Source organism: Corallococcus terminator, assembly GCF_049194865.1.
Lineage (GTDB): Bacteria > Myxococcota > Myxococcia > Myxococcales > Myxococcaceae > Myxococcus > Myxococcus terminator_A.
In genome coordinates this window covers 26,063-48,489 of sequence record NZ_JBLZWL010000039.1, presented here as the reverse complement: position 1 = coordinate 48,489, position 22,427 = coordinate 26,063, and the positions used below count along the sequence as shown (strand labels likewise).

The 22,427-nt window shown below is 71.6% G+C and carries 13 protein-coding genes and 1 pseudogene; 7 read left to right on the top strand and 7 right to left on the bottom strand.

The window, feature by feature from the left end:
* Positions 1–209, top strand: a pseudogene (locus tag ACN469_RS14500) (SGNH/GDSL hydrolase family protein); the annotation flags it as partial.
* A 95-nt stretch (positions 210–304) separates the two neighbouring features.
* On the opposite strand, the gene ACN469_RS14495 reads toward ACN469_RS14500, so the two are convergent.
* Positions 305–1,225 (bottom strand): hypothetical protein, encoded by a 921-nt coding sequence (locus ACN469_RS14495; protein ID WP_498768222.1) that lies wholly within the window; start codon positions 1,223–1,225, stop codon positions 305–307.
* 95 nt (positions 1,226–1,320) lie between these two features.
* On the opposite strand from ACN469_RS14495, the gene ACN469_RS14490 reads away from it, so the two are divergent.
* From ACN469_RS14490 to ACN469_RS14470, 5 genes are all read left to right on the top strand, one after another.
* Positions 1,321–1,977, top strand: a complete 657-nt coding sequence (locus tag ACN469_RS14490) for a hypothetical protein (RefSeq protein ID WP_498768220.1) — start codon at positions 1,321–1,323, stop codon at positions 1,975–1,977.
* Positions 1,974–3,608, top strand: coding sequence for an apolipoprotein N-acyltransferase (gene lnt, locus ACN469_RS14485; protein ID WP_498768218.1), 1,635 nt, complete (start codon positions 1,974–1,976; stop codon positions 3,606–3,608). The genes ACN469_RS14490 and lnt overlap by 4 nt, the downstream gene beginning before the upstream one ends.
* Positions 3,609–3,783: 175 nt before the next feature.
* Positions 3,784–4,947, top strand: coding sequence for a bestrophin family protein (locus ACN469_RS14480; protein ID WP_498768211.1), 1,164 nt, complete (start codon positions 3,784–3,786; stop codon positions 4,945–4,947).
* A 98-nt stretch (positions 4,948–5,045) separates the two neighbouring features.
* Positions 5,046–5,441, top strand: a complete 396-nt coding sequence (locus ACN469_RS14475; RefSeq protein ID WP_498768209.1) for a hypothetical protein — start codon at positions 5,046–5,048, stop codon at positions 5,439–5,441.
* A 215-nt stretch (positions 5,442–5,656) separates the two neighbouring features.
* Positions 5,657–5,800 carry a hypothetical protein gene (locus ACN469_RS14470; RefSeq protein WP_498768207.1) on the top strand — a complete coding sequence of 48 codons (144 nt, stop codon included), beginning with the start codon at positions 5,657–5,659 and terminating at the stop codon, positions 5,798–5,800.
* A gap of 52 nt (positions 5,801–5,852) precedes the next feature.
* Here the strand turns inward: ACN469_RS14470 and ACN469_RS14465 are convergent, their stop codons facing one another.
* Complete coding sequence (locus ACN469_RS14465) at positions 5,853–7,379, bottom strand: GMC family oxidoreductase (protein ID WP_498768205.1); 1,527 nt, start codon at positions 7,377–7,379, stop codon at positions 5,853–5,855.
* Between the two features lie 165 nt (positions 7,380–7,544).
* Here ACN469_RS14465 and ACN469_RS14460 point away from each other — a divergent pair, with 165 nt between their 5' ends.
* Positions 7,545–8,450, top strand: coding sequence for an alpha/beta hydrolase (locus ACN469_RS14460; RefSeq protein WP_498768203.1), 906 nt, complete (start codon positions 7,545–7,547; stop codon positions 8,448–8,450).
* 9 nt (positions 8,451–8,459) lie between these two features.
* Here ACN469_RS14460 and ACN469_RS14455 read toward each other — a convergent pair whose 3' ends face one another.
* From ACN469_RS14455 to ACN469_RS14435, 5 genes are all read right to left on the bottom strand, one after another.
* The gene (locus ACN469_RS14455; RefSeq protein WP_498768201.1) at positions 8,460–9,917 is read right to left on the bottom strand and encodes a reverse transcriptase family protein; all 1,458 of its coding nucleotides are present in this window, start codon (positions 9,915–9,917) and stop codon (positions 8,460–8,462) included.
* 410 nt (positions 9,918–10,327) lie between these two features.
* Complete coding sequence (locus ACN469_RS14450; RefSeq protein ID WP_498768199.1) at positions 10,328–12,172, bottom strand: SWIM zinc finger family protein; 1,845 nt, start codon at positions 12,170–12,172, stop codon at positions 10,328–10,330.
* Entirely contained in the window at positions 12,169–18,699 is a 6,531-nt protein-coding gene (locus ACN469_RS14445) for a HEAT repeat domain-containing protein (RefSeq protein ID WP_498768197.1), read from the bottom strand. The genes ACN469_RS14450 and ACN469_RS14445 overlap by 4 nt, the downstream gene beginning before the upstream one ends.
* Before the next feature lie 41 nt (positions 18,700–18,740).
* Positions 18,741–21,470 carry a hypothetical protein gene (locus tag ACN469_RS14440; protein WP_498768195.1) on the bottom strand — a complete coding sequence of 910 codons (2,730 nt, stop codon included), beginning with the start codon at positions 21,468–21,470 and terminating at the stop codon, positions 18,741–18,743.
* A gap of 75 nt (positions 21,471–21,545) precedes the next feature.
* Positions 21,546–22,385: a phospholipid scramblase-related protein gene (locus ACN469_RS14435; protein ID WP_498768193.1), complete on the bottom strand. Its 840-nt coding sequence runs from the start codon at positions 22,383–22,385 to the stop codon at positions 21,546–21,548.
* Positions 22,386–22,427: the final 42 nt, after the last annotated feature.

The following is a 22,427-nucleotide window of genomic DNA, read 5'->3' as shown; positions in this document are numbered from 1 at the left end:
GCTACGACTACATCCAGTCGGACAACACCCACCCGACGTACTTCGGCACCACCATCAGCGTGAGCATCTTCTCCGGCTCGGGCTCCGGCACCGGCGCGCCCCAGTTCACGGACGCGCAGGTCGTCGACGGCAAGAACCCCGAGTGGAACAAGACGGGCCACGAGCGCATGGGCTGGGAGAGCGCCCGCTTCAACCCCGCCGCTCCGTGATTCTCGCGGCACCCGCCTTGAGCGGGTGAGCTTCACCTCGAGGCCTCCGACGCTCGCACAGAGTCGGGGGCCTCGTCGTTTCCAACGCCCCCACGTCACATCAGGAAGCGCGACGCGGTGAAGGCCATGATGCCCGCGTAGTACACCAGCCGGCACACCCACTCCGCGCTCCGCCGCACGCCGCGCGTCCACGACGGCACGAAGCGCGCCGCCGCCAGGGACACCAGCTCCGCCACCCCGCGCCAGAAGCACGCGATGAGCAACAGGCTCAGCGTCACCGGCGCGTAATAGAGACCGAACGAGCGCAGATACGCCTTCAGCCCGTTGAGCTGGTACTCGCCGAACGGCCCGCCGAAGGCGATGTACTGGTGCGCTCGGAAGAAGATGCCCGCGGGCACCAGCGGGAAGACGACGAGCTTCAGCACCAGGTGATACCAGCGCTTGCGCCACAGCTCCCGGCGCGCTCGTCCGTAGCGGACCAGCGGATGCACCACCGCCGCGCCCAGGGAGACCTCTCGTCGCGCCAGCGCCACCAACAGCGGCACCGCGTCCTCGACCTCGATGCCGTACCCGAGCGCGCGCCCTGACTTCAGGCGCAGCGTCAGTCCGGGCCCAGGGAGCGGCAGACGCCAGGGGCGCACGGCCTCCACGGCGTCGAGCGGAATCTCCAGCCGGGCCCCGTCGCGCAGCGTGAGCGTCAGGGTGCTGGTACCCACCTCCAGCATCGCGCGGGCCTGGGAGCGCAGCGCGGCCACCAGGGCCAGGGGCAGGCCTCCGCCCAGGACGAGGCTCCAGACGAGGGGCTCGGCCTTGAGCGTCTCAGCGCCTTCGAGGATGTCCCGCAGCAACCAGGCGGTGAAGAAGAGCAGGCTGCCCACGGTGACGAAGCGGGCCGCCATCGCCACGCCGCGTCGCGCGGGTGCCCAGGCGTGGAGCGTGAAGCGCTCGGGCTCGACGGTGGGCTCGGCGGTGGGCGGCGCGCTGACGGGGAGGGTGTCGACGGAGGGGGTGCTCATGGCGCGAGGGGCGGGGAGGGGTCGCCGGGAGAGGTCACATTGCCTCGGCGAGAGGGTGTCCGTAGCATACGCAGCGCGGAGGTCTCACGGCGAGCATGCGGCCGCAGCACCCATCCCCTGAAAGGCGTGTCGACAGCGACGGTGTCACCCATGTCGCCGCGACGCGCTCCTCCTCTGGAGGCGGTGTCGCGCGGTGGCTGGTGGGCGGCGCGCTCGTCTTCACCGTGCTGTGCATCGCGCTGAGCGCGTGGCTGAGCGCCTCCGACGTGGAGGTGGAGGGCGAGCCCTTCGTCGAGGCCTCGCCTCCTCCACCCGTCGTCGAGCCCGCGCCCGTGGTGGCTCGCGCTCCCGTGCGCAGGCCTCCCGTGCAAGCGCCTCAGGGGAACGCCACGCCCGTGATGGGCGAGCCCACCGAGGCGCCCGCGCCCGCCACGGAGCCCGACGTGCCCTCCTCCGGCCCCACGGGGATTCAGCTCTATCGCCCCGGCACCAAGCCGCTCAAGCGCGGCCTCGTCGTGCCCGAGGGCTTCGAACTGCCTCCCGGCTACGTGCGCCACTACCAGTCCACGGACGAGGGTGAGCGCGTGGAGGCCATCCTGATGTTCCATCCGGACCACCAGCCGGTGGATGCGAACGGGCAGCCGCTGGAGATTCCGGAGAATCGCGTGGTGCCCGCGGAGCTGGCGCCCCCAGGCATGCCGGTGCGCATGCTGGAGCTGCCCAAGTCCGACGAGTCCAAGGACGCGCCTTGACGCTGCTGGGGCGTGAGGACGCGTCGTCCGGCCGTCGCTTCGTCGGGAACCTGGGCGCCGTCGTCGCCACCACCGTGGCGCTCTGGGCGTTCTCACTGCTCCAGATGCCGTGGACGTTGCTCGGCTGGTTCGCCTTCGTGCCGTGGCTGGTGGTGGTGGACCGGGCCCGCACCTCGCGCGAGGCCCTGCTGCTGGGCGCGGGGCTCAGCGTCACCTTCAGCGCCGCCGTCTTCGGGTGGTTTCCGGGCGCGCTGCAGTCGTACTCGGGCGCGCCGCTGTGGCTGTGCTGGTTGTTGATGGTGCTCCTGGCGCCCGTGTTCCAGCTCCAGTTCCCCGTCACGGCGCTCGCGCGGCATCTGGCCCGGCGCGCGGTGGGCAATCGGGCCGGGTGGCTGCCGCCCGTGGTGAGCGTGCTGGTGTACGTGGGCGTGGAGTGGCTGGCGCCCAAGCCCTTCGCGGACACGCTGGGGCAGGGCTTCGTCTACGCGCAGCGACTGCGGCAGTTCGCGGACATCGCGGGCGCGCCCGGGCTCACGCTGGGGCTGTTGTTCGTCAATGAGTGCGTGTTCGCGATGGGGCGCGCGTTCCGGACGCGCGGGGCCCCGGGTGTGCTGAAGCCCCTGGTGGCCGCGGTGGCGATGCTGGTGGTGATGCTGGGCTATGGCTCCTTCCGCTTCTCCCAGTATCGGGAGGGGCCGAGTCGGCAGACCTCGCTGGTGGTGGGCGCGGTGCAGGCCAACATCACGAACTACGAGAAGCTCAAGGCGGAGCACGGCGCCTACGAAGTGGTGCGGATGATTCTCGACACGCACTACGCGCTGTCGGACGCGCTGCTTCGCGAGGCTCCGGTGGATGTGCTCATCTGGCCGGAGACGGTGTACCCGACGCCCTTCGGCGCGCCCAAGAGCGAGGCGGGCGCGGAGCTGGACGCCGAGATTTCCGCCTATGTCGCCGCGCGGAACGTGAAGCTCATCTTCGGCTCGTATGACGTGGAAGGCGGACAGGAGTTCAACGCCGCCATGTTCCTGTCCCCGGGCGAGAAAGAGGGGGAGGCTCCGACGCGCGAGGTGTACCGCAAGTCGAAGCTGTTCCCGTTGACGGAGTGGGTGCCGGCGCTCATCGACTCTCCCAGCCTGCGCGAGTGGCTGCCGTGGACGGGACGCTGGACGCCGGGCCCGGGGCCTCGAACGGTGCGGCTGCAGCGGCACCGCGAGCGGCCGCTCATCGTGGCGCCGCTCATCTGCTACGACACCCTCTTTCCCTCTTATGTCGCGGACGAGGTGCGGGAGAGCGCGGACCTGCTGCTCACGCTGTCGAATGACTCGTGGTTCGGGGGCACGCACGGGCCCAGGCTGCACCTCACGCATGCCATCTTCCGAAGCATCGAGACGCGCCTGCCCCAGGTGCGGGTGACGAACTCCGGCATCTCCGCGCTCATCGACGACACGGGCGAAATCCTGACGGAGATTGGCGATGGTCAGCGCGGCACGCGAATCATGCGCGTGCCCTGGCACACTTCGAGCTACTTCCTGGCGCGGATGTGGGGCAACTGGCTGGGGCCCGTGGCGCTGGTGATGGCGGTGGCGCTGCTCGGCGGCGCGGTGCTCGGCTCGCGGGGCGAGCGGTACTGACGCGACGGGGCGCGCGGGCCGAGGGGCTCTGCTCGCTCCAGGACACTTCGTCACCTGGCGGCGCGTCTGAGTGACACATCCTCGTGGCGGTCCGACTCGGACCGTTGTCGGCCCGCACCTCCGGCACTAGACGCTCGCGCTGGGACGCCTCACTCAGGAGCGGAGCACTCGCGCGATGATTGTCGGACGGCGGCTGACGTGGCACATCATCCTGCGTTACACGGGCGTGCCCGTCGCGGTGCATGTCTTCTTCGCCCTCGCCATCATCGTGGGCTATCGCCTGTTCCACGCGTCCTGGATGGCGGTGCCAGCGATGCCCATCTCGGTGCTCGCGGCCGCGCTGGGCGTGCTGCTCGCCTTCCGCAACAACTCCGCCTACGACCGCTGGTGGGAGGCCCGCACGCTGTGGGGCGGCGTGGTGAACTGGTCACGGACCTTCTCCAGACAAGTGCTCACGTTGCTGCCCCGGCCCGGGCACGAGCCGGGCGACACCCTGACGGCGCTGGAGTTGGCCGCCGTGCCCTCGCGCCTGCTGCGCAGCGCGGTGGAGCGCCCCGGTGCCCTGCTGGCGGTGAGGGGCACCCGCGCGAGCGACGGCGCGGTCCGCGACAGGTTCGGTCAGGCCCGGGTGCGCCCCGGGGACCGAGACACGCCGGCCGAAGTCGCCGCGCTCGGCACGCCGCTGCAAGAGCAGGGGGAGCCGCGCGGGGTCATCACTCGCATGGTCGAGGACATCACCGAGGACGCGCGCGAGCTGGTGTACGCGCAGATGGGCTTCGTGCACGCGCTGCGCTGCCACCTGCGCCGACAGGATCCGCTGCCTGAGATTGTCGCCTTCTTCCGGCCCGACGTCATCGACGCCTTGCGCGAGGAGCACAACGTCCCCTCCGCGATTCTCCTGTGGATGGCGACGCGCCTGCGCCGCATCTACGGACAGGTGTCGGACCCGCAGAAGGTGCTCTTCCTCCACGTGACGATGGACCGCACGCTGACGGAGCTGACCAACCTGCTGGGCGCCTGTGAGCGCATCAAGAACACGCCGCTGCCTCGCCAGTACGACAGCCTGCTGTTCGTGATGACCCGCGCCTACCTGCTGCTGCTGCCGCTCGGCGTCGTGGAGGAGCTGGGCTGGCTCACCCCCGTGGTCACCGCCATCATCGCGTTCCTCTTCATCGGGCTGGATGCTGTCGGACGCGACATCGAGACGCCCTTCGAGGACGACGTCAGCGACACGCCGATGACGGCCCTCAGCCGGACCATCGAAATCAACCTGCGGCAGATGCTCGGGGAGAAGGAGCTGCCCCAGCCCGTGCAACCCAAGGACGGGCTGCTCTACTGAGGCCGCGAGCTTCTCGAATGGACCCTGTCAGCGCCGCGCCAACCGTGCCGGCGGCCCGCGTTGCGGCGGGGGCGGGTGGAGCGTATACCCGAGGCATCGTGTCCGGACTGTCTCGGCTCCTCACGCTCGTGCTGCTCCTCGGCTGGCAGGTCGCCGCCAGCGGTGTGGCGGGGCTGGGGCACTACTGCGAGAAGCAGGTCCAGACGCGCGCTTCCAAGTGCCGTTGCCATGAGCACTCAAAAGCGGACTCCCACGGCCAGCCGACGCTGAAGTGGGATTGCTGCGAGGAGCCGCACTGGGACCTGCCTGCTCCCCTTGAAGGCAGCATCTCCAGCGCCGGTGCCTTCGTCGCGCCGCCCGTCGCGGTGCCGACGGTCGCCTGGCTGCCGCTCAAGGCGCTCAAGCAGGGCCCCCGTCGCTCCCTGTCCCCTTGGGAGATGCCCCCATCCCAGGGGCCCCCTGTCTTCCTCCGCATCCGCTCGCTGCTCCTCTGAGCGCTCCGGCGTACGGGCTGGCTCCGTGTGTCCTCGACTCGTGTCGTGTCGAGGCCCATGAGCGCCGCCCCGTGCCCTGGGCGAGGTGCCCGCGTCCCCGTGTCTCGGGGCGCGCATCGCCTCGCCTCCTGAGCGCAGTCGACGCAACCAGGAGCCGTGTGCGCGAGGTCTGTCGCTCCGGCTCGCTGTCAGCCCGCCTTCAGAAGAGCGAGACCATGGACATGATTTGGGAGTTGATGATCGGGACAGTGGTGTTGACGCTGCTCATCGTGGTGATGACGCCCGCGATGTGGAGCTCGAGAATCAGCCTGCGCGAGAAGCCGAAGGAGCACGAGAAGCCCACCAAGCCCGACGCGTGAGGCTTGCTTCGAGGACGCGGCCACGTGGAGCTCGGTGGCCGCGTCCCTCGCGTCAGAGCCTGCCGGCCTTCAGCTCGTCGACCAGGTGCGCGCTGGCTCGCACGGCGAGGGCCATCATCGTCAGCGTGGGGTTCTGCGGCCCCTGCGAGGGGAAGCTGGCGCCGTCCATGACCAGGAGGTTGGGCACGTCCCAGCTCTGGTTCCACGGGTTGAGCACGGACGTCTTCGCGTCAGTGCCCATGCGCGCGGTGCCCACCTCGTGGATGGCCATGCCCGGCGTGGACAGGGTGTCGTTCACCTTCTCCACCGTGAAGCCCGCTTCCTTCATCATCTCCTGACACGACGCCACGGCGTCCTTGCACATCCGCAGCTCGTTCTCCGAGTGGCGGCAGTCGATGTGCGCCGCCGGAATCCCCCAGCGGTCCTTCACCGTGGCGCTCAACGTCACGCGGTTGCCCGCGCGCGGCACCATCTCCCCGAAGGGGACGAAGTGGCAGCTGTCCGCGAAGGTGAAGACCTGCACGCCGTAGCCCCGCGCGAAGCCCTCCTCTCGGGACGTGACGTTGCGGAACTGGGGGATGTACGCCCAGCTCTGCTCGGCGCGCTGCTGCTCGGGCGGCAGGTTCATCTTCGCTTCGATGCCGAGCAGGTACGTGTGGTCCATCAGGTTGCGGCCCAGCTGCCCCGAGGAGTTGCCCAGCCCGTCCGGGAACGCCGCGCTCCTCGAGTTCAGCAAGAGGCGCGTCGTCTCGATGGTGCCCGCGGCCAGAATCACCACGCGGCCGTGCGCCTCGTGCGTCTTGCCGGACGCGGTGTCGACGTAGGTGACGCCCGTGACTCGGCCTGTCTTCGCGTCGTGCAGCACCTGGCTCACCACCGCGTGGGTGCGCAGGGTGAGGCGGCCCGTCTTCAGCGCGGCGGGGAGGGTGATGGGGGCGCCCGCGGTGCGACGGACGACGACGCGGCGCTCGGGCCAGCGGCGCTCCACGTGCGCCTTGAGGTGCTGCTCGGCGGGGTTCATCGCGATGGAGGAGGCGAAGACGGAGTCGGGCAGCGTGTCCAGCCCGTCCGAGTTGCCGGAGAGGCCCATCCACCGCTCCACCGTCTCGTAGTGCGGCGCCAGCTCCGCCAGCGTCAGCGGCCAGTCCGGGCCCTGTCCGTCCTGCCCGCCTGCCTTGAAGTTGAAGTCAGACAGCCGGTAGAACTGGCGGCCGTGCGCCTTCACCGACGTGCGCCCGCCGACCTGCCGGGCGCGAATCCACGTGAAGGGCGCGTCGGCCGGCGTCGTGTAGGGATTGTCGACGTCATCCACGAACGCGTGCGGATGGAAGGGCCACGCGAAGGTGGTGGACTGCACCGACTGGCGCTGCTTGCGCGCGCTGTCCGTCTCCGCCTGGTAGCGAAGCAGCTTCTGACGGAGCCGGTGCCACACCCAGAGCAGGCGGTCATCGCGGTTGCTCCGCCCGGCCTCCAGCACCAGCACGCTCAGCCCCGCCTCCGTGAGCTGCTTGGCCGCCCAGCCGCCACACGCTCCGGAGCCCACCACCACCGCATCGAAAGTCTTCTTGGACGTGCTCACGACATCCCTGCGAATGCAAAGGGGGTGCGCGGTACGCGTCACCGCGAGTTGAATCACCTCAGTGTAAGCTGGGCCGCGCGAGGTTGACCATGGACGCCTCCCTGTGTCGCGGGTGACTCGCATGGGCTGGACGAGCAGCCGGGCATGACCCGGGGAAGGTGTTTCATGAAGGGGTGGCGAGTCGTCGCGGGCGTGCTGGTGTTGGGGGTGCTCGTCGCCCTGGCCCTCTTCGGACGGGCCCTGCGCCACTCGGAGGCGTACTTCCACTATCCCCGCACGCCCCCCACGCGGCCCGCTGACTTCGCGCAAGCGCAAGACGTGCGCCTGTTCACCGAGGATGGGCTGGAATTGCGTGGCTGGTATGTGCCTTCACGCAACCGCGCCGCCGTGGTGATGGCGCATGGGCTTTCCCAGACACGCGCGGACCTGCTGCCAGAGGCGCGCATCCTCCGCGATGCGGGCTACGGCGTGCTCCTGTTCGACTTGCGCGCTCACGGCGAGAGCCAGGGCGAGACGTCCACCTGGGGCGACAAGGAGCGGCTGGACGTGCGGGCCGCGCTGGCCTTCGTGCGGGCACGTCCCGACGTGGACTCGCGGAAGGTGGCGGCCCTCGGGTTCTCGATTGGCTCCGCGGCCGTGGCGGAGGTCGCCGCGAAGGACTCGGGCGTGCGCGCGGTGGTGCTGCTGTCTCCCTTCAACACGCTGTGGCTGGCGGCGGCGTATGACTTCCGCCGCTTCGGCTTCGTGTCCCAGTCCGGCGCGCTGGTGCCCTTCTGGCGGCGGGGAATCGCGCTCGACGAGGTGCGCACCATCGACGCGGTGGACCACATCCGTCCCCGGCCGCTGCTCATCGTCATGGGCACGGAGGAGTCCGGTCAGCCGCTCGCGGACGAGCTCTTCGCCCACGTGCGCGAGTACGCCCAGACATGGCGAATCAAGGGCGCGAGCCATGGGGGCTTCAGTGATGTGGAGCCCGAGGAGTATCCCCGCCGGCTGCGCGCCTTCTTCGACTCGGCGCTGCTGGCGGGCGGGGAGGGTGCTACCGGAAGCGCGGCCCCGACGGTGCCCTGACGACGAACGTCAGGCGACCTTCGGGGTCTCCTTCTCGCGGGCCTCGAGCTGCTCCAGGTCCTTGAGGAAGGCGCGGCCCTTGTCCGCGTCCGTCATGTAGACGAAGGCGGCCATGCCCTTGAGCTGCTCCAGGGACTCGCCCTCGCGGCCGGGCTTGCCCTTCTGGCGGTTGTGGATGGCGGCGCGCAGGCGGCGCACCACGTCGCGGGGGACTCGCGCGGAGGCCACGCCGTCCCGGGCCTTGTTCACCACCAGCCCCGTTACCTGCTGACGCGTGCCCTTGCGGCTCACTCGCGTCTTGTTCGGGTGCACGGTGAAGCCCTCGGCCTCCACCACTTCCTTCACGCGCGTGAGCAGCACCGACACCGCGGGGCCCTGCGCCCGCTTCGCCTTGGGCTGCTTCGTCTTCGTCCAGGAGAAGGTGAGGTCGTCCGCGTAGCGCGTGTAGATGAAGCCCAGGCGCTTCGACAGCGCGGACAGGCGCTTGTCCAGCTTGAGGCACAGCGCGTTGGTGATGCCGGGAGACGTGGGCGCGCCCTGCGGCAGCGCGCGCGGACCCTTGGCGACGTAGAGCGTCTTGCCGCGGAACTGCACCGTCTCGCGAGGCGCCTCGGTGGCCATCAGCGACAGCACCGTGGCGGTGTTCTCCGGCAGGCCGCCCTTGCGCAACAGGCCCTTCACCCGCCGCCACGTCACGGTGGGGAAGAAGTCCTTCAAGTCCACCTTCACCACCACGTCCGCGCCGTGGTGGGCGAGCGCGTTGGTGAGGATGGAGCGTCCCGCGACGAAGCCGTGCGCCGCGCCGTGCACGGGCAGCCGCTCCACCACGTTGGACAGCACCCAGCGCTGGGCTTGCTTCAGCTCGGGCTTGGGGGACGTAATCGTGCGCGTGCCGCCGTCGCGCTTGGGGATGCCCCAGCTGATGTAGTGCGAGCCGGTGTCCACCTCGCGGTGGAACGCGAACCAGCGCAGCTTGGAGACGCTGAGGCCGAGCGCCTTGGCCAGCGCGTCCACGGTGCCCAGCTCCGGCAGGCCGTTGGCCTTCGCCCGCTCCTCGCGGTGGGCCACGTCGAACTTGTCGGAGCCGGCGTCTTCCTTCCAGTGCACGCCAGCGCCCAGATGGCTGATGTGCGTGGCCTTCCAGGCCTCATGGGCCTGTCGGGCCAGGGCGCGGAGCTCGGCGGCCTCGGCCTTCTTCTTCTCCTTCCAGGCCGTCTTCTCCTTCTCGGAGGCCTTGGAGAAGTCCAGCTCCGCCACGGCGAGGCCGCGCGAGACGAGCTGGGCCTGGGCCCACGCGTCGGCGCCACCCGCTTCGGTGACGGCCTTCCAGCGGATGAGCAGGGCTTCGTGCGCGGCGCGGCGGGCCTCGCGCTGGGCGACCGCGTTGGCGGCGGGAGCCTGGGGCGCGGGCGTGGCGACGACTTGCGGCGCTGCTGCGGGGACGAACGACTCCAGCCTGGCGGTCATTTCAAGAACCTCAAGGGGGCGCGTCGGCGTCGGACGAGGCGGTCAGTCATCGCGAGCAGTCGAGGGAGGCCAGGAAAAGCACCACCATCTCACCTGGTGCACGGTAGCCTCACCGGCTCTCCCCTCCTAGTCACTACGGCCGGGGTGGGCAAACGGCGGTCGCGTCGTTGGTTCCGCTGCCCACCCCGGCCGTAGTGACTAGGAGGGAGAGAGCCAAGAACAGGCTACCTTGCGGAGAGTGTCCTGCATTCCAACCGGAGCGGCGCAACGCCGCTCCCGCGCTCGAGGCGCTCAGGCTGATGCACTCCAGACCTCTCTCGGCTGCTCGCGCGTGAAGCGCGTCTCATCGTGTCTTCCGTCGCACCTGCCCTTTCGGCCGCTGCATGAGCGGCCGAGCCGTGAGTGGGGGTTTACACCAAGGCCGAAGCCGCGTCGATGTAGCCTTCAGCCGAAAGCTTCTCCAGGCGCGTGAAATACGCCGTCCGCGCCTCCGTGTCCGTGTCGAACCAGAGCCGTTGATGACGCGCCTCGCCAGTGCGAGGGCCCCATTCCACGGCGACGACCTGGCCGTCCAGTGACACGCGATACACCAGCTCCTGTCCGCTCTCCGCGTCGCGCCGCACATACGAGCGAGTCTCCGCGCGGATGAGCTTGCGACCCTCGGGCGTCTTGCGCAGCGCCTCTTCCTCGGCGCGGCGGCGAGCGTAGGCCAGACGCAGCGCGAGCTGGTGCTCGCACGGGCCCTCGCGCATGCCGGAGCGGCGGAAGTGCGGACACCCGCAGGACGCGTCCTTCACGCGGCCTTCCAGGTCCAACGTGAAGCTCGGGAAGAAGCTGCGCACCGCCTCGCGGTCCACCACTTCTCCGTGGATGCGGGTGCCCTCTCCAACGAGCTCGTGCACCTTCGTCAGCTTCACCTCGCCCGCGCCCGGGCCGCCGTCACCGAGCAGGCGGTGGGCCCGCGCCTCGCGCTCGCTGCCGAAGCGGATGACGGACTCGTCCACCGGCGTGGCCATCAGCTCACGGGGACGGTACTGGCCCTTCGCGACATCGAAGAGGATGCGGCCGCGCAGGCACTCCAGCTGGAGCGCGGCGCGCACGTGCTCCTTCGACGCGCCGCCCGCTCCGGCGACGAGCGTGTCGAAGGGCTGGGGCCCGTCCGCGCGCAGCTTGTTGCGAAGCTTCTCCGCGAGCCCGTCCGGCACCGCGCGGGGCATGAGGACATCGAAGGCCGCCGCGGAGGACCAGCCGCTCTCCGTCCAGCCCGTGAGGCCCAGCGTCAGCGTGGCCGCGCCCATGTCGATGACCCAGAACACCGGCAGGCCAGGGCCCATCAACTGCAAGCGCACCGACTTCGCGTGGGGCAACAGCCGGGCGAGCGCCACCAGACGCTGACGGCCGAACGTGCGCACCACGGCGGGCGCGGTGCCGTTGTACGTGCCGCCATGGCACTCGAGCACCAGCTCCCACGGCTCCAGGACGAGTCGCGGCGCGGCGCCGGGGACCAGCTCGAAGCGCAGCGCGCGGGGGGCCTTCTTCGCCTTGCGGGTGCGCAGCGCGAAGAGGAGGTTGTAGAGGTCGATGGGCGCCAGCTCGCACGTGCTCGCGGGCAGCGTGGCGGCGGACTGCACCTGGAGGAAGCCGCGCAGCCACGCGTGAGGGACTTCCACGTTGCGAGGCTCGCGGGCCGCCTTCGCGGGCAGGGCGACGTGGGCCTCCAGCGACACGGGCAGGTAGGTGCGCAGCCGGTCCATCCGCGTGGAGAGGTTCGCGGGGACGTCCAGGAAGGTGGAGCCGTGCGCGGCCTCGCGGCCGTCGAAGAGGCTGTTGTCGAAGGACAGGCGCGCATAGGCGCTCTCGTCGCGGGAGAAGACCTCCAGCGAGACGCTGTCCGGGTCCACGGTGAGGACGGGGTCCAGCACCTCGTCCTGCTTCTCCTCACCGTCGAGCGCGTTGTCGAGGAACGCCTTCTGCGCCTCCCAGATTTGCGCGCTCGCCCGCTTCCCCTTGGACATGAGGTAGGCGAGGTACGCGGTGCGGTCCTTGCCCCGGTAGCGCAAGTCACTGGAGAGGATGCCGAAGGCGGCGGTGAGCGCGTCGCGGAAGAGGGCGGCGTCCTTCAGTTTTCCGCGCACGCCCACGGTGCCGCGCGAGCCCTCCAGGGCCAGCAGCACGCGGGACGCGTCGGACGTGGACTCCACGTCGCTCGCGGTGGCGTAGCGAAGCTCGACGGGGTGCCGGGTGGCGGTCGTCACGACGGGGTTCCTTCCTTCCGGTTCCGCGCACGCTCGACGGCGCGACGTGCACGTTTGTGGGCGCGCCACGCGGCCTTGCGCAGCTCCACGGACTGAGACTTGTCGAAGGCGGCCTCGTGCAGCAACTTCGCCGCTTCGTCACTGCCAAGCCGACCCAGGCCGGCCCACGCTTCCTGCTTCAGCTCCGGCTTCGCATTCTCCGCCAACGCCTTCAGCGGAGCCATGTTTCCGTGAGCCAACAGCGCGGGCTCGGCGAGGCGACGGCCCTCGGAGGTGACGAGCGCCTCGGCGGGCACCTTCGCGCCCGTGGGGCCCAGGGCCACCGGGTCGAAGGGCTTCACCTCCAGCGCCCACGCCGCGGCCTTCTCGGGAGCCAGTCGCGCCAGCGCGTCCGCCGCCGCCGAGCGCACCTGGGCGTCCGGGTCCACCAGCGCGCCCTTGAGCGCCTCGGCCGCCGCCGTGCGCTCCTTGTCATTCGACAGCACGGGGCCGGTGTCCTGGCCCACGAGCTTGAGCGTCGCGCCCGCCGTACCCAGGCGAGACAGCACCCGCGCCGCCTCCTGTCGCACGGTGGCGGGAGACGCCGTCTCGCCGCCCTGGAGGAGGGCGCGCGCGGAGTCCGCCAGGCTGGCGGCGCCCAGTCGAGAGCCCGCCCACAACAGCCGCTCCCACGCGGTGGCCAGCGCACGGCGCTTGTCGCCCGGGGGCGAGGCCGTCCACTCGGCCGCGGTCTTCCGCTCGGCCGTCACCAGCGCGCGGGACAGCGCGGCGAGGTCCACCTGACCGGCCTGACGTGCCTCACCGGTCCACGTGCCCACCAGCAGCGCGGCTTCCTGCCGTGCCTCGGGCTTGTCATTGGCCAGCAGGGCCACCGTCTCCGGCACGGGCAGCGCGCCACGACGGGCGAGTCCCCGGCGCAGTCGCAGCCGCAGCTCCTCGTTGGTCAGCGTGGCCAGGCGGGGCACGAGCAGCGCCGGGTCACCCTCGCGCGACAGGTACGCCGCGGCGGGCTCGGAGATGTCCTCGTTGATGCTGGCCACGGCGAGGAACTCGACGCGGGTGCGCTCCTTCGGGAAGAGCGCGTCCAGCGCCTTGCGCGCTTCCTGGCGCAGGTCCTCGTCACCGTCGTCGAGGATGGTGGCCAGCGTGGCCTCCGCCTCCACGTCCTTCAGCTTGCCCAGCTCCCGCGCGATGGTGATGCGCACCTCGTCGCGGGTGCTGGTGTCGAGCAGCAGCGCCTCCAGCTTCACACGGGCGCGCTCGCCGCCGATGGCGCGAAGGCCCTTCACGCCGGCTTCCTGCAGCTCCGAGGTGGCGCCCTCCACCGCGGCGGCCTCCACCTTCTCCTCGACGCGACGGCGCTCCTCACCCTCGGGCAGGCGGCCCGCGAGGCGGCCCAGGCCCTCCAGCGCCGCCCACACCATGGACGGCTCCGTGGGAGCCTCGGGCGTACCGCCAGCGGCCACCGTCTCCAGCTCGCTCAGCGCGCGCGGGTCACCCAGCGTGCCCAGGGCGAGCAGGGCGCGCTCGCGCTGCCCATCCTCACCCGCGCGGGAGTACAGCAGCAGGGGCCGCAGCGCGCTGACACCGCGCAGGTGCGCCACGCCCTCGGCGGCCGGGAGCATCAGCTCGCGCGTCCCGCCGCGCAGCACGTCCTCCAGCGGACCCACGGGGATGCCGTGCTCGATGACGCGCTTGGAGTACAGCTCCACCGCCGCCGCGCGCACCGCCACGTCCCGGTCCGAGAACAGGCCCACCAGCAGCTCGGCCTGACCGGCCTCGGTGCCGTGCTCCAGCTCGGTCAGGGCAGCCAGTCGCACCGCCACGTCAAGGCTCTTCACCGGCGAGCGGAGGAAGCGCACCGCGAGCGCCGCGTCCCGCTTCTTCACGTCCGGGGGGCCCGCGATGTTCATCGCCGCGGCGACACACGCGACGCGCACCGAGCTGGTGTCGTCCTCCACGCTCCGGCGCGCCAGCACATCCAGCGCCTCCACGCGCTTCGTCTGTCCCAGCGCGGCCACCAGACGCAGCCGCTCGTGCGCATCCGTGGCGACGGCCACGCGCGCGGCCAGGGCATTCACCGCGGAGGGCGTGGCCAGCCGGGCCAGCGCTTCCGACGCGCGCTTCGCCACGGCAGACGTCTCCGAACGCAGGAAGGAGGCCAGCACCTCCACCGCCCGGTCATCCCCACGCCACGCCAACAGCTCCGAGGCGCGCAGGCGCAGGTCCTCGTGCTCGCTGGCCATGGCCCGGCCCAGCGCCTCGGTGACGCGCGAGTCGTTGGCGCCGGCCAGCCGCTCAATCACACCGACGCGAAGGTCCGCGTGCTCACTGCCGAGCGCGGCCAGCAGCGGCTCCAGGCTTCCGGCCGGGCTGAGCTTCTCCAGCAGCTCGAAGGCGTAGCGACGCACGTCCGCCAGCGGCGAGTTGAGCGCGGCGGTGATGCGCGGCTTCGCGGCGTCACCCCGCTCGGCCAGCTCGTCCAGCGCGGCGCGGGCCACGTCCGGAGCGAGCGAGGCCAGGGCGAGCGACAGCGGCTCATCGCTTCCGGCGGGGAACAGCTCCTTGAGGCCCGTGAGGGCCGCCTTGCGCACCAGCTGGTGCGGGTCCTCCAGCGCGCGCAGCAGCGCGGCCACGGCGGCGGGAGTCCCGGCGAAGCCCTCCAGCGTGAGCTTCACCACGCGGTCCACGGCGTCGCGACGGACGCGGTGGCCCTCGTCGTCACCCGCGGACACCTGCCGCAGCAGGCCCACGTACGCGCCGAAGGCGAGCCGACGCAGGTGCTGACGCTCCGCGCTGGCGCTGGCCTCGGGCGAGGTGCCCGGCGTGCCCGGCTTCACCGCCGAGAAGAGCCGACGCAGCCAGCTCTTTCCCTGGGCCTGCACGGGCGAGGTGCCAGGGGCCGTCTCCGGCTTCCACGGGGCCTCCAGCGTGCGCGGGCGGGCGACCTTCTGGGCCTCTCGGAAGTAGTCGAGCGGCTTGTTGCGCAGCAGCAGCACCTGGGCCGCCGCGTAGCGCTGCTCGGGCTGCTCGCTGGAGAGGGCCTCGGCGAGTCCCACCATGCGCTTCGCGCGCTCCTCCTCGGCGGGCCACTCCTTCATGTCGCCGGCCTTCTCCGGGCGCGGCGGCAACAGTCCCTCGACGAGGTTGGTGCGGTAGGCGTCCGTCTCCGTGCGCAGCTCCAACGCGCGGGCCGCCGCGTAGCGCACCTCCGGCCTGCCGCTGGACAGGGCGCTGGCGAGCATGTCGGGCGGCTCGCCTCGACGGCTGGCGCGCAAGTCACGGGCGAGGACGATGGCGAACACCATCTCCTGCACCTCGCGGGCGCGGTCCTCCAGGCCGTGCAAGAGGCCACCGTCGCCCTCGTGGCCCAGGGCCGCGAAGGAGAGGATGGCGCCCAGGCGGATGGGGAGGTGCTCATGGCGCAGGTTGCCGGTGAGCACGGGCAGCGCGCGCGCGTCACCCAGGCGCGACAGGCCGTCCGCGCCCCACGAGCGCACCGCCACGTTGGCGTGGCCCAGCGTGTCCAGCAGGAAGCCCTCGTCGCCCCGACGGCCGGCGGTGGCGAGACCGCGCGCGCCCTGCTCCTGGAGGTCACCCAGCTCGCTGGGCACCAGCACGGTGGCGAAGAACGTGAGCAGCCGGCGCGAGCCCAGCGACGCCAGCGCGCGAGCGGCGCGGATGCGCAGCGGGATGAGGTACGCCGGAGTGTAGAGCCGCTCCAGGTCCTTGTCGGTGATGAGCCCGCGCATCGGCTCGATGATGTCCTCGGCGCCGCGCGGGGCGAGCAGCTCCGCGGCGCGCACGCGCACCTGCAGCTCCCCGGCGGCGATGCCCGCGAGCAGCGGCCCGTTCTCTCCGGGCACCAGCTTGTCCAGCGCCTCCAGCGCGGCGACGGCCACGACGACTTCCTCGTCCTGCACGCGCTTGAGCAGCGGCGAGCGCAGCGGCTCCACCGGGGCGTGCACGGAGCCCTTGGCGCCCAGCACGCGCACCGACGGGTGCGTCGACGCGAGGGCCGCCAGGTGCGGCTCCGGCTTCTCCTTGCCGACCAGCTTCACCCACGCCTCGTACGCGGCGGTGGCCACGCCCGCGTCGCGGTCCTCCACGGACTTCTTCAGGCGCTCCTGCGCCCAGCCCTCGGAGCCGCGCTGCGAGAGGACTTCCACCGCGCGGCCGCGCAGGTCCGGGAAGCGGCCGGCGAGCGCGCGGTCCAACGCCTTCTCCGGCACCTTCTCGTTCCACGCCCACAGCGTGCGGAAGGCCTCGCCGCGCACCTTGGCGGACTCATCCTCCAGCGCGTCACCGAGCAGCGGCTCCGCGCCCTGCGTCGCCGCGCCCAGCTTCACCAATCGGTCCAGGCCGCGCACGCGCACGTCCTCGTGGCCGGAGCGCAGCGCCGCCTCGGCGGAGGACAGCGGCGCCTCCACGTCCAGCGTCACCACCGCGTCCAGCGCGGCGGCGCGCACGTCCGCGTCCTCGTCGTCCAGCATCCACACCAGCCGCTCGCGGGCGCGAGCATCCTGGAGCGCCTGGAGGGCGGCGGCGGCCTGACGGCGGATGGGGGCTTCCGGCTCGCGGGAGAGCTGGAGCAGCGCACCCAGCGCCCGCGCGTCACCCAGCTGCGCGAGGCCGCGAGCACCGCGCACGGCGGTGTCCGGCGTGCGGCAGGCCATGGCGGCCAGCAGCGGCTCCAGGTCGCTCTCCGCCAGCGAGCCACCGACGGCGCCCTGCGCGGGCATCGTGTCGCGAGCGGCCTGCACGTCCGCGTCGGTGATTGCCAGGGCGGCGCCACTCGGGCCCCGCGTGCGAGCGACGAGTCGCCGGGCCACGTCCTTGACGGAGCGGGCGAAGTCCTCGTCGCGAGCCTCCAGCGCGTGGGCCAGGGCCCGGCGCTCCAGCACGCGGATGGTGAAGGCCACGCGGCGCACGTCCGCGTCCGCGTCGTCCAGCGCCCGAGCCACCAGCGGCTGGAGCTGCGCATGACCCAGGAGGCCCGCTCCGGCGGCGCGGATGAGCACCTCCACGCGAAGCCGCGCGGGGCCCCGCTCGAAGGCGGTGCGCAGGGGCTCGGTGTCACCGCCCGGCGTCACCTCGGAGAGCGCGTCCAGGGCGGCCAGGCCGACGGCGGCCTCTGTCTCACTCAGCTTGCCGGCGATGAGGCCGGGCACCAGCGGAGACGTGCCTCCCAGCTTCGCGAGCCGGCGAAGGCCCGCCACGCGCATGTCCACGAAGCGCGACTCCAGCGCGGCGCGGGGCGCGGCCAGGGGCGACTCCGTCTCCAGCACGTCGAGCGCCTTGAGGGCCTCCTCGCGCACCTGGGGATGGTCGTCGTTGAGCCGCTCGCGCAGCTTGGGGCGCGCGGCGGTGCGGCCCTTGGCGGCCAGCTCGCGCGCGGCGAGGCGACGCACCTCCGCCTCCTTGTCCGAGCCGAGCACCTGGAGCACGAACTCCAGGGCCTCTGGCTCGTCCAGCGCGGCGGCCTCGCGCACGGCGGCCTCGCGCTTGGGACGGCCCGCCTTCACCGACTCCGTGAGGAGGTCCAGGCCGTGCTGCGAGATGTCCTGGTCATTGCCCGGCTTGCCGTCCGTCTCGATGCCGAAGCGGAACGCACGCCGGTCGTCGCTCGCGGTGAAGACGGAGCCCAGCGCCGTGCGCGCCGCGCGCGGGTTGGCGGGCGGCATGAAGGCCAGCGCATTCACCGGCTTGCTGCCGCAGTCGAACGTGCGCGGCTTGCGGCGCTCGTCCACCCGCCACACCTTCACCTTGCCGTCGCTGCCGGCGGACCAGATGCGGTCGCCGGGCTCCTCGTCGTCCTTCGCGGCGGGCGTGGGCGGGAAGAGCAGGGCGAGCACGGCGCCGGCATGGCCGGAGTCCTTGTCGCCGCGCACCTCGAACTCCACCGCGCCGACGAGGTACCAGAGGCGCAGCTTGCCGTCGTCGCCACCGGAGACGAGCCGTCCGTCGCGAGGCGTGAAGGCCAGCGCGCGCACCGCGCCCTCATGGCCCACCATGTCCCGGCGCTCACCGGAGGCGCGCGTGAAGGAGCGCACCACGCCGTCGTCACCCGCCGTCGCGACATACGTCCCGGACGGGTCCACCGCCACGGCGCGCAGCGGCTGGGGAGACGCCTTCCACTCGTGCAGCTTGCGCGTGGAGTCCCACTCCCAGCCGCGCACGACGCCATCCGCGCCCGCGCTGAAGAGGACCTTGCCGTCCGGACTGGAGGCGAGCGCGGTGACGCCGCCGGGGTGCGCACCCTCGAGCTGCCACTGCACCTTGCCGTCCGAGTGCGTGCCGAAGCGCAGCGTGCCGTCCGCGCAGGCGGCGGCGAAGCGCTCACCCGACAGGGCCAGGGCATTCACGGCGGAGGGGAGCTCCGTGCTCCACAGCGCCTTGTTGGCGCCCGGCTCGAACGCGGTGACGTGGCTGGAGGCGGAGGCGCGAGCGCCGCCGAGCAGCAGCACCCGGGGGGTAGCCGCGAGGGCTCGGAGCTTCTCGATGTTGTAGATGGCCAGGACAATCATGGTGTTCTTTCGAGGCTCGTTGGGAGCAAGTGACGCGAGGCTCAGAGGCCCCCGAGCTGCGCGCTCGGATGCGCCGTGCGCAGCTGGACCAGGGACGCAAGACAGCTCTGCCACTCACCCTTCGCCAGCGAGCCGGTGAACTCCCCCAGCACGGGTGACACGACGCGGGCGAAGTTCTCATCCTCCAGGCCCAAATCCCGCACCAGCTCAATCACGCGGCGCTTGGCGACGCTGGCCGACAGGCGCTTCTGCACCTCGCCCTCGCGCGCTTCCTTCGCCCGGCCCGGAGGCAGGCCGAAGAGCATCTTTCGCAGGAAGTCCCGCAGCGCCGCGACGTCCGCGAAGCGCTCGCCGCCACCCGCCGACGGAGCCTCCTTCGCGCCCGCCGGCTTCCAGCCCTCCGGCAGGTGCGTGGGACGGTGCTTCTCCCAGAGCAGCCGCACCGCGAACAGGCCCACCTCGCGGTCCGCGCTCTGCATCAGCCACGCGAGCCGCTCCGCGCCGCCCAGCCGCGCGTAGTGCCGGCGGATGAGCTCCACGGCGACCTCCCGCGTGCTGCGCTTGGTGCTCTCCGTGAGGGAGAAGACCTTCACCGGGTCCAACTCCTCCGGGTGCAGCACGAAGCGGGCGTCCGCGCCTTCCTCGCCCGCGCGCAACAGCGCGTCATAGGCCAGGTTGCGAATCTCCTTCGCCTCCGCCTCGGCCAGCTCGTACACGCGCGTGTGCCAGCCCCAGGCGCGCAGCTCCGCGCGGGTGATGGCCAGGGCGAAGCGGCGCACGTCGTCGCGCGCGTCGAACAGCGCGGGCCACAGCTTCTCCGGCGTGTACGCCTTGCGAGGCGCCTTCGGCTTGAGCTCGTACGACTTCGACTCCGGCTGCTCCGGGCCAATCACGGGGTGGTGGCAGCGCAGGTACGTCTGGGCGAACGTGCGCACGGGCACTGGCTGCCTGGCCCCCAGCGCCAGCTCGAACAGGCGCTCCAGGCCCGCCGCCGCGTCACCCGTGTCGCTGAAGTCCGCCGGCACCACGTACTCCAGCAGGTAGCGGTGGGCGAAGTCGTGCAGCGTCGGGTCCGCCCGGCGCGCCAGCGCCAGCAGCCAGGGCACCGTGAGCTGCCGCGCGGTGAACAGCTTGCGGTTGCCCAGGAGCGCCAGCGCCACTTCCCGGTGCTTCGCGCTGAACACGAGCCCCTTCACCTTCTCCACGTCCAGCCCGGGCAGGCTGTCCGCGCGCTTCAGCCACGTCGCCACCTGGTCGCCGAACGTCGGGTTCGCCGCCTTGTCCAGCAGCCACTCCGGACCGATGACCGCGGGCGTGTAGGCCGACAGCGCCTTCATCACCAGCCCCTCCACCGGGTGGCGCTTCTTCTTCAGGCGCGGGTCCTCGAGCAGCTCCTTCCAGAACGCCACAGGCATCTCGCCCGCGGCGTATTTGGAGGAGACGAAGCCCTTGGCCCAGTTGAGCTGCTCGGAGGTGCCCAGGTACATGTCCCGCAGGAAGCCCGCCGTCAGCTCCGCGCGGTCGAACGACTGCTCCAGCGACTTCGCCGCGAAGGCCGCCGTCGGCTTGTACGACAACAGCCGGCCCAGCAGCTCCAGCCCCAGCTCGCGCGGGTTGCGCTTCTCCAGCACCGCCGCGGCGAACGACTTCACGTCGCTCTCGCCCCGCGCCACCAGCTCCGCCAGCCGGTCCGCCGGCAGGTCCTGCGCGTGCGCCCGCGCGTACTCAATCGCGTACGTGCGCGCCTTGCCACTGGGAGACAACAGCAACGCGAGCACCGCTTCGTGCAGCCCGAGCGCGCGCAGCTTGCCCTGGTGGAACTCCGGCGAGCCCTGCAGCGTCTCCACGAGGAAGTCGTGCGCGCTGCCCAGCGGCCTGCGGGCGAGCCTGTCCAACCACGCGGGCGTCACCTTGCGCAGCGTCTCCGGGAAGTCCTTGCGCAGGCCCTGGATGGCGAAGCGCGCGGCCGGGTCCGACAGACACGTGTCGAGCAGCCGCATCAGCGCGTCCGGCGAGCGCTTCCACGCGTCGGTGTACGCGCGGTGCTTCAGCATGTCGTTCGGCGGCTGGATGGCGAAGCTGCTGGCCGTGTAGCTGCTGCTCTCGGTGGCCCAGATGTGGTGGGCGACCCAGACGGTGTACCAGGACGTCTGCTCGTCGTAGTGACGCAGCACCTCCGCGGCGAACTGCGGGTACAGCTCCGGGACGGCGGCGCCCAGGTGGCGCAGGTAGCGCCACGCGCGGCGGCGCAGGTACTGGAGCGTGCCACCGGAGACCTCGTGCCGGTACGCCTGCCGACGCTCGATGTCGAAGCGCCACGCGAGCACGCCGAACAGCTCCGCGTCGTGGTTGGCCTCGGCCAGCTTGTAGATGCGCTTGAGGCCGCCCCACAGGCCGAACTTCAAGTCGGCCGCGCGCGCCAGCTCCAGGATGATGGCTCGGGAGGCGTCGGTGTTCTTCGCGTAGAGCGAGACGAGCAGGTCCGCCAGCGCGAGCCGCGCGGGCTGGGGCACGTCCTTCTGCGCCTGGAAGCGCTGCCACGCCTCGGCGGAGGCCTCGCGGCGGCTCGCGGAGTTGTAGCGGGCCTGCGCCTGGGTGAGCGCGCGCAGCAGCTTCTCGAAGGTGAAGGCGTCCTTGGGCGGGGCCTTGCCTTCCTCGGGCTCCGGCTCCGACTGCTCGAGGAGGGCGAGCACGGCATCGGCCAGGTCCGGCGACTCCGCCTGGGCCAACCGCTCGAGGTCTGCTGCGTTCAGCGCATCGCTCGTCGACATGGGCCTGGGGACTTACCACAAGCCGCCTGCCTGGACAGCGCTGGAGCGCCGGGGTCCGGGAGTTCTCGGTTTCGGCTATGAGCCCAGGTCGAACAGGTCCCCGCCCCCGCCGAACATGGAGCGGTCCTTCCGGCTGTCGAAGTACGTCAGGTCCACGAGCAGCGCGGAGGCCAGCACCATTTGACGCAGCCTGCCGTCGCTGCACGCGGGCTGGAAGTCCAGGCCGAAGTTGTCCGCGTCGCTGAAGGCCTCCTGCAAGAGCCCGCTCCACTTCTTGCGGATGACGGCGACCTCTTCGCCGCGCTGGAGGATGCGGAACGTCCAGGGCTTGAAGAGGGGCCCCTCCACGGTGGCCATCACCACGCCCGCGGGCGAGAGGATGTCGAACTGGCGGCCAAAGAAGCGGAAGCGCTGGACGATGGTGCCCATGAGCCGGCCGTCCCACGCCGTCACCTCCGCGCGCGCGAAGAGGATGTGCCAGGGCAGCTCCACCGCCAGGGCCAGCGTGCCGCCCACCGTCATGCACTCCAGCCGCGCGCGGTAGAAGGGCCAGAAGTTGCGCTTGAGCCGCGACGCCCAGCCCTCGCCCGTCTCGCCCACGTACACGGTGTTGCGGCCCTCCGCGTCACACACCTCGTACCGGTTCTTCCCTTCCCAGCCGATGAGGATTTCGAGCGTCTCCCGGAACTGGCGCATGCGCACCTGGGCCGCCGTCAGCACGGCCTCCAGGGACAGGCGCAGCTCCAGGCTCATGTAGCGTGGGTCTCCCGGCGGGCCCTTGCCGGCGAGCACCTCCTGGGGCGGGTCTTCTTGCAGCTGGGGGGCCCCCTGCTCATCGGCCTTGGAGCGAGGCGCGCGCGCGCCCCAGTCCAGCTCCAGCTCCGCGTCGTTTCCAGCCCATGGCTTGTTGCCCATGTCGCGGAGCCTTAAGTGGCACCCGCGCGGGATGCAAACGGG

Excerpts from the sequence above, each read along its gene's own strand:
- ACN469_RS14470 (WP_498768207.1), top strand. The coding sequence starts at position 5,657 with ATGGACATGATTTGGGAGTTGATGATCGGGACAGTGGTGTTGACGCTG.
- ACN469_RS14460 (WP_498768203.1), top strand. The coding sequence starts at position 7,545 with ATGAAGGGGTGGCGAGTCGTCGCGGGCGTGCTGGTGTTGGGGGTGCTC.
- ACN469_RS14480 (WP_498768211.1), top strand. The coding sequence starts at position 3,784 with ATGATTGTCGGACGGCGGCTGACGTGGCACATCATCCTGCGTTACACG.
- ACN469_RS14490 (WP_498768220.1), top strand. The coding sequence starts at position 1,321 with ATGCGGCCGCAGCACCCATCCCCTGAAAGGCGTGTCGACAGCGACGGT.
- ACN469_RS14495 (WP_498768222.1), bottom strand. The coding sequence starts at position 1,225 with ATGAGCACCCCCTCCGTCGACACCCTCCCCGTCAGCGCGCCGCCCACC.
- ACN469_RS14445 (WP_498768197.1), bottom strand. The coding sequence starts at position 18,699 with ATGATTGTCCTGGCCATCTACAACATCGAGAAGCTCCGAGCCCTCGCG.
- ACN469_RS14440 (WP_498768195.1), bottom strand. The coding sequence starts at position 21,470 with ATGTCGACGAGCGATGCGCTGAACGCAGCAGACCTCGAGCGGTTGGCC.
- ACN469_RS14435 (WP_498768193.1), bottom strand. The coding sequence starts at position 22,385 with ATGGGCAACAAGCCATGGGCTGGAAACGACGCGGAGCTGGAGCTGGAC.
- ACN469_RS14455 (WP_498768201.1), bottom strand. The coding sequence starts at position 9,917 with ATGACCGCCAGGCTGGAGTCGTTCGTCCCCGCAGCAGCGCCGCAAGTC.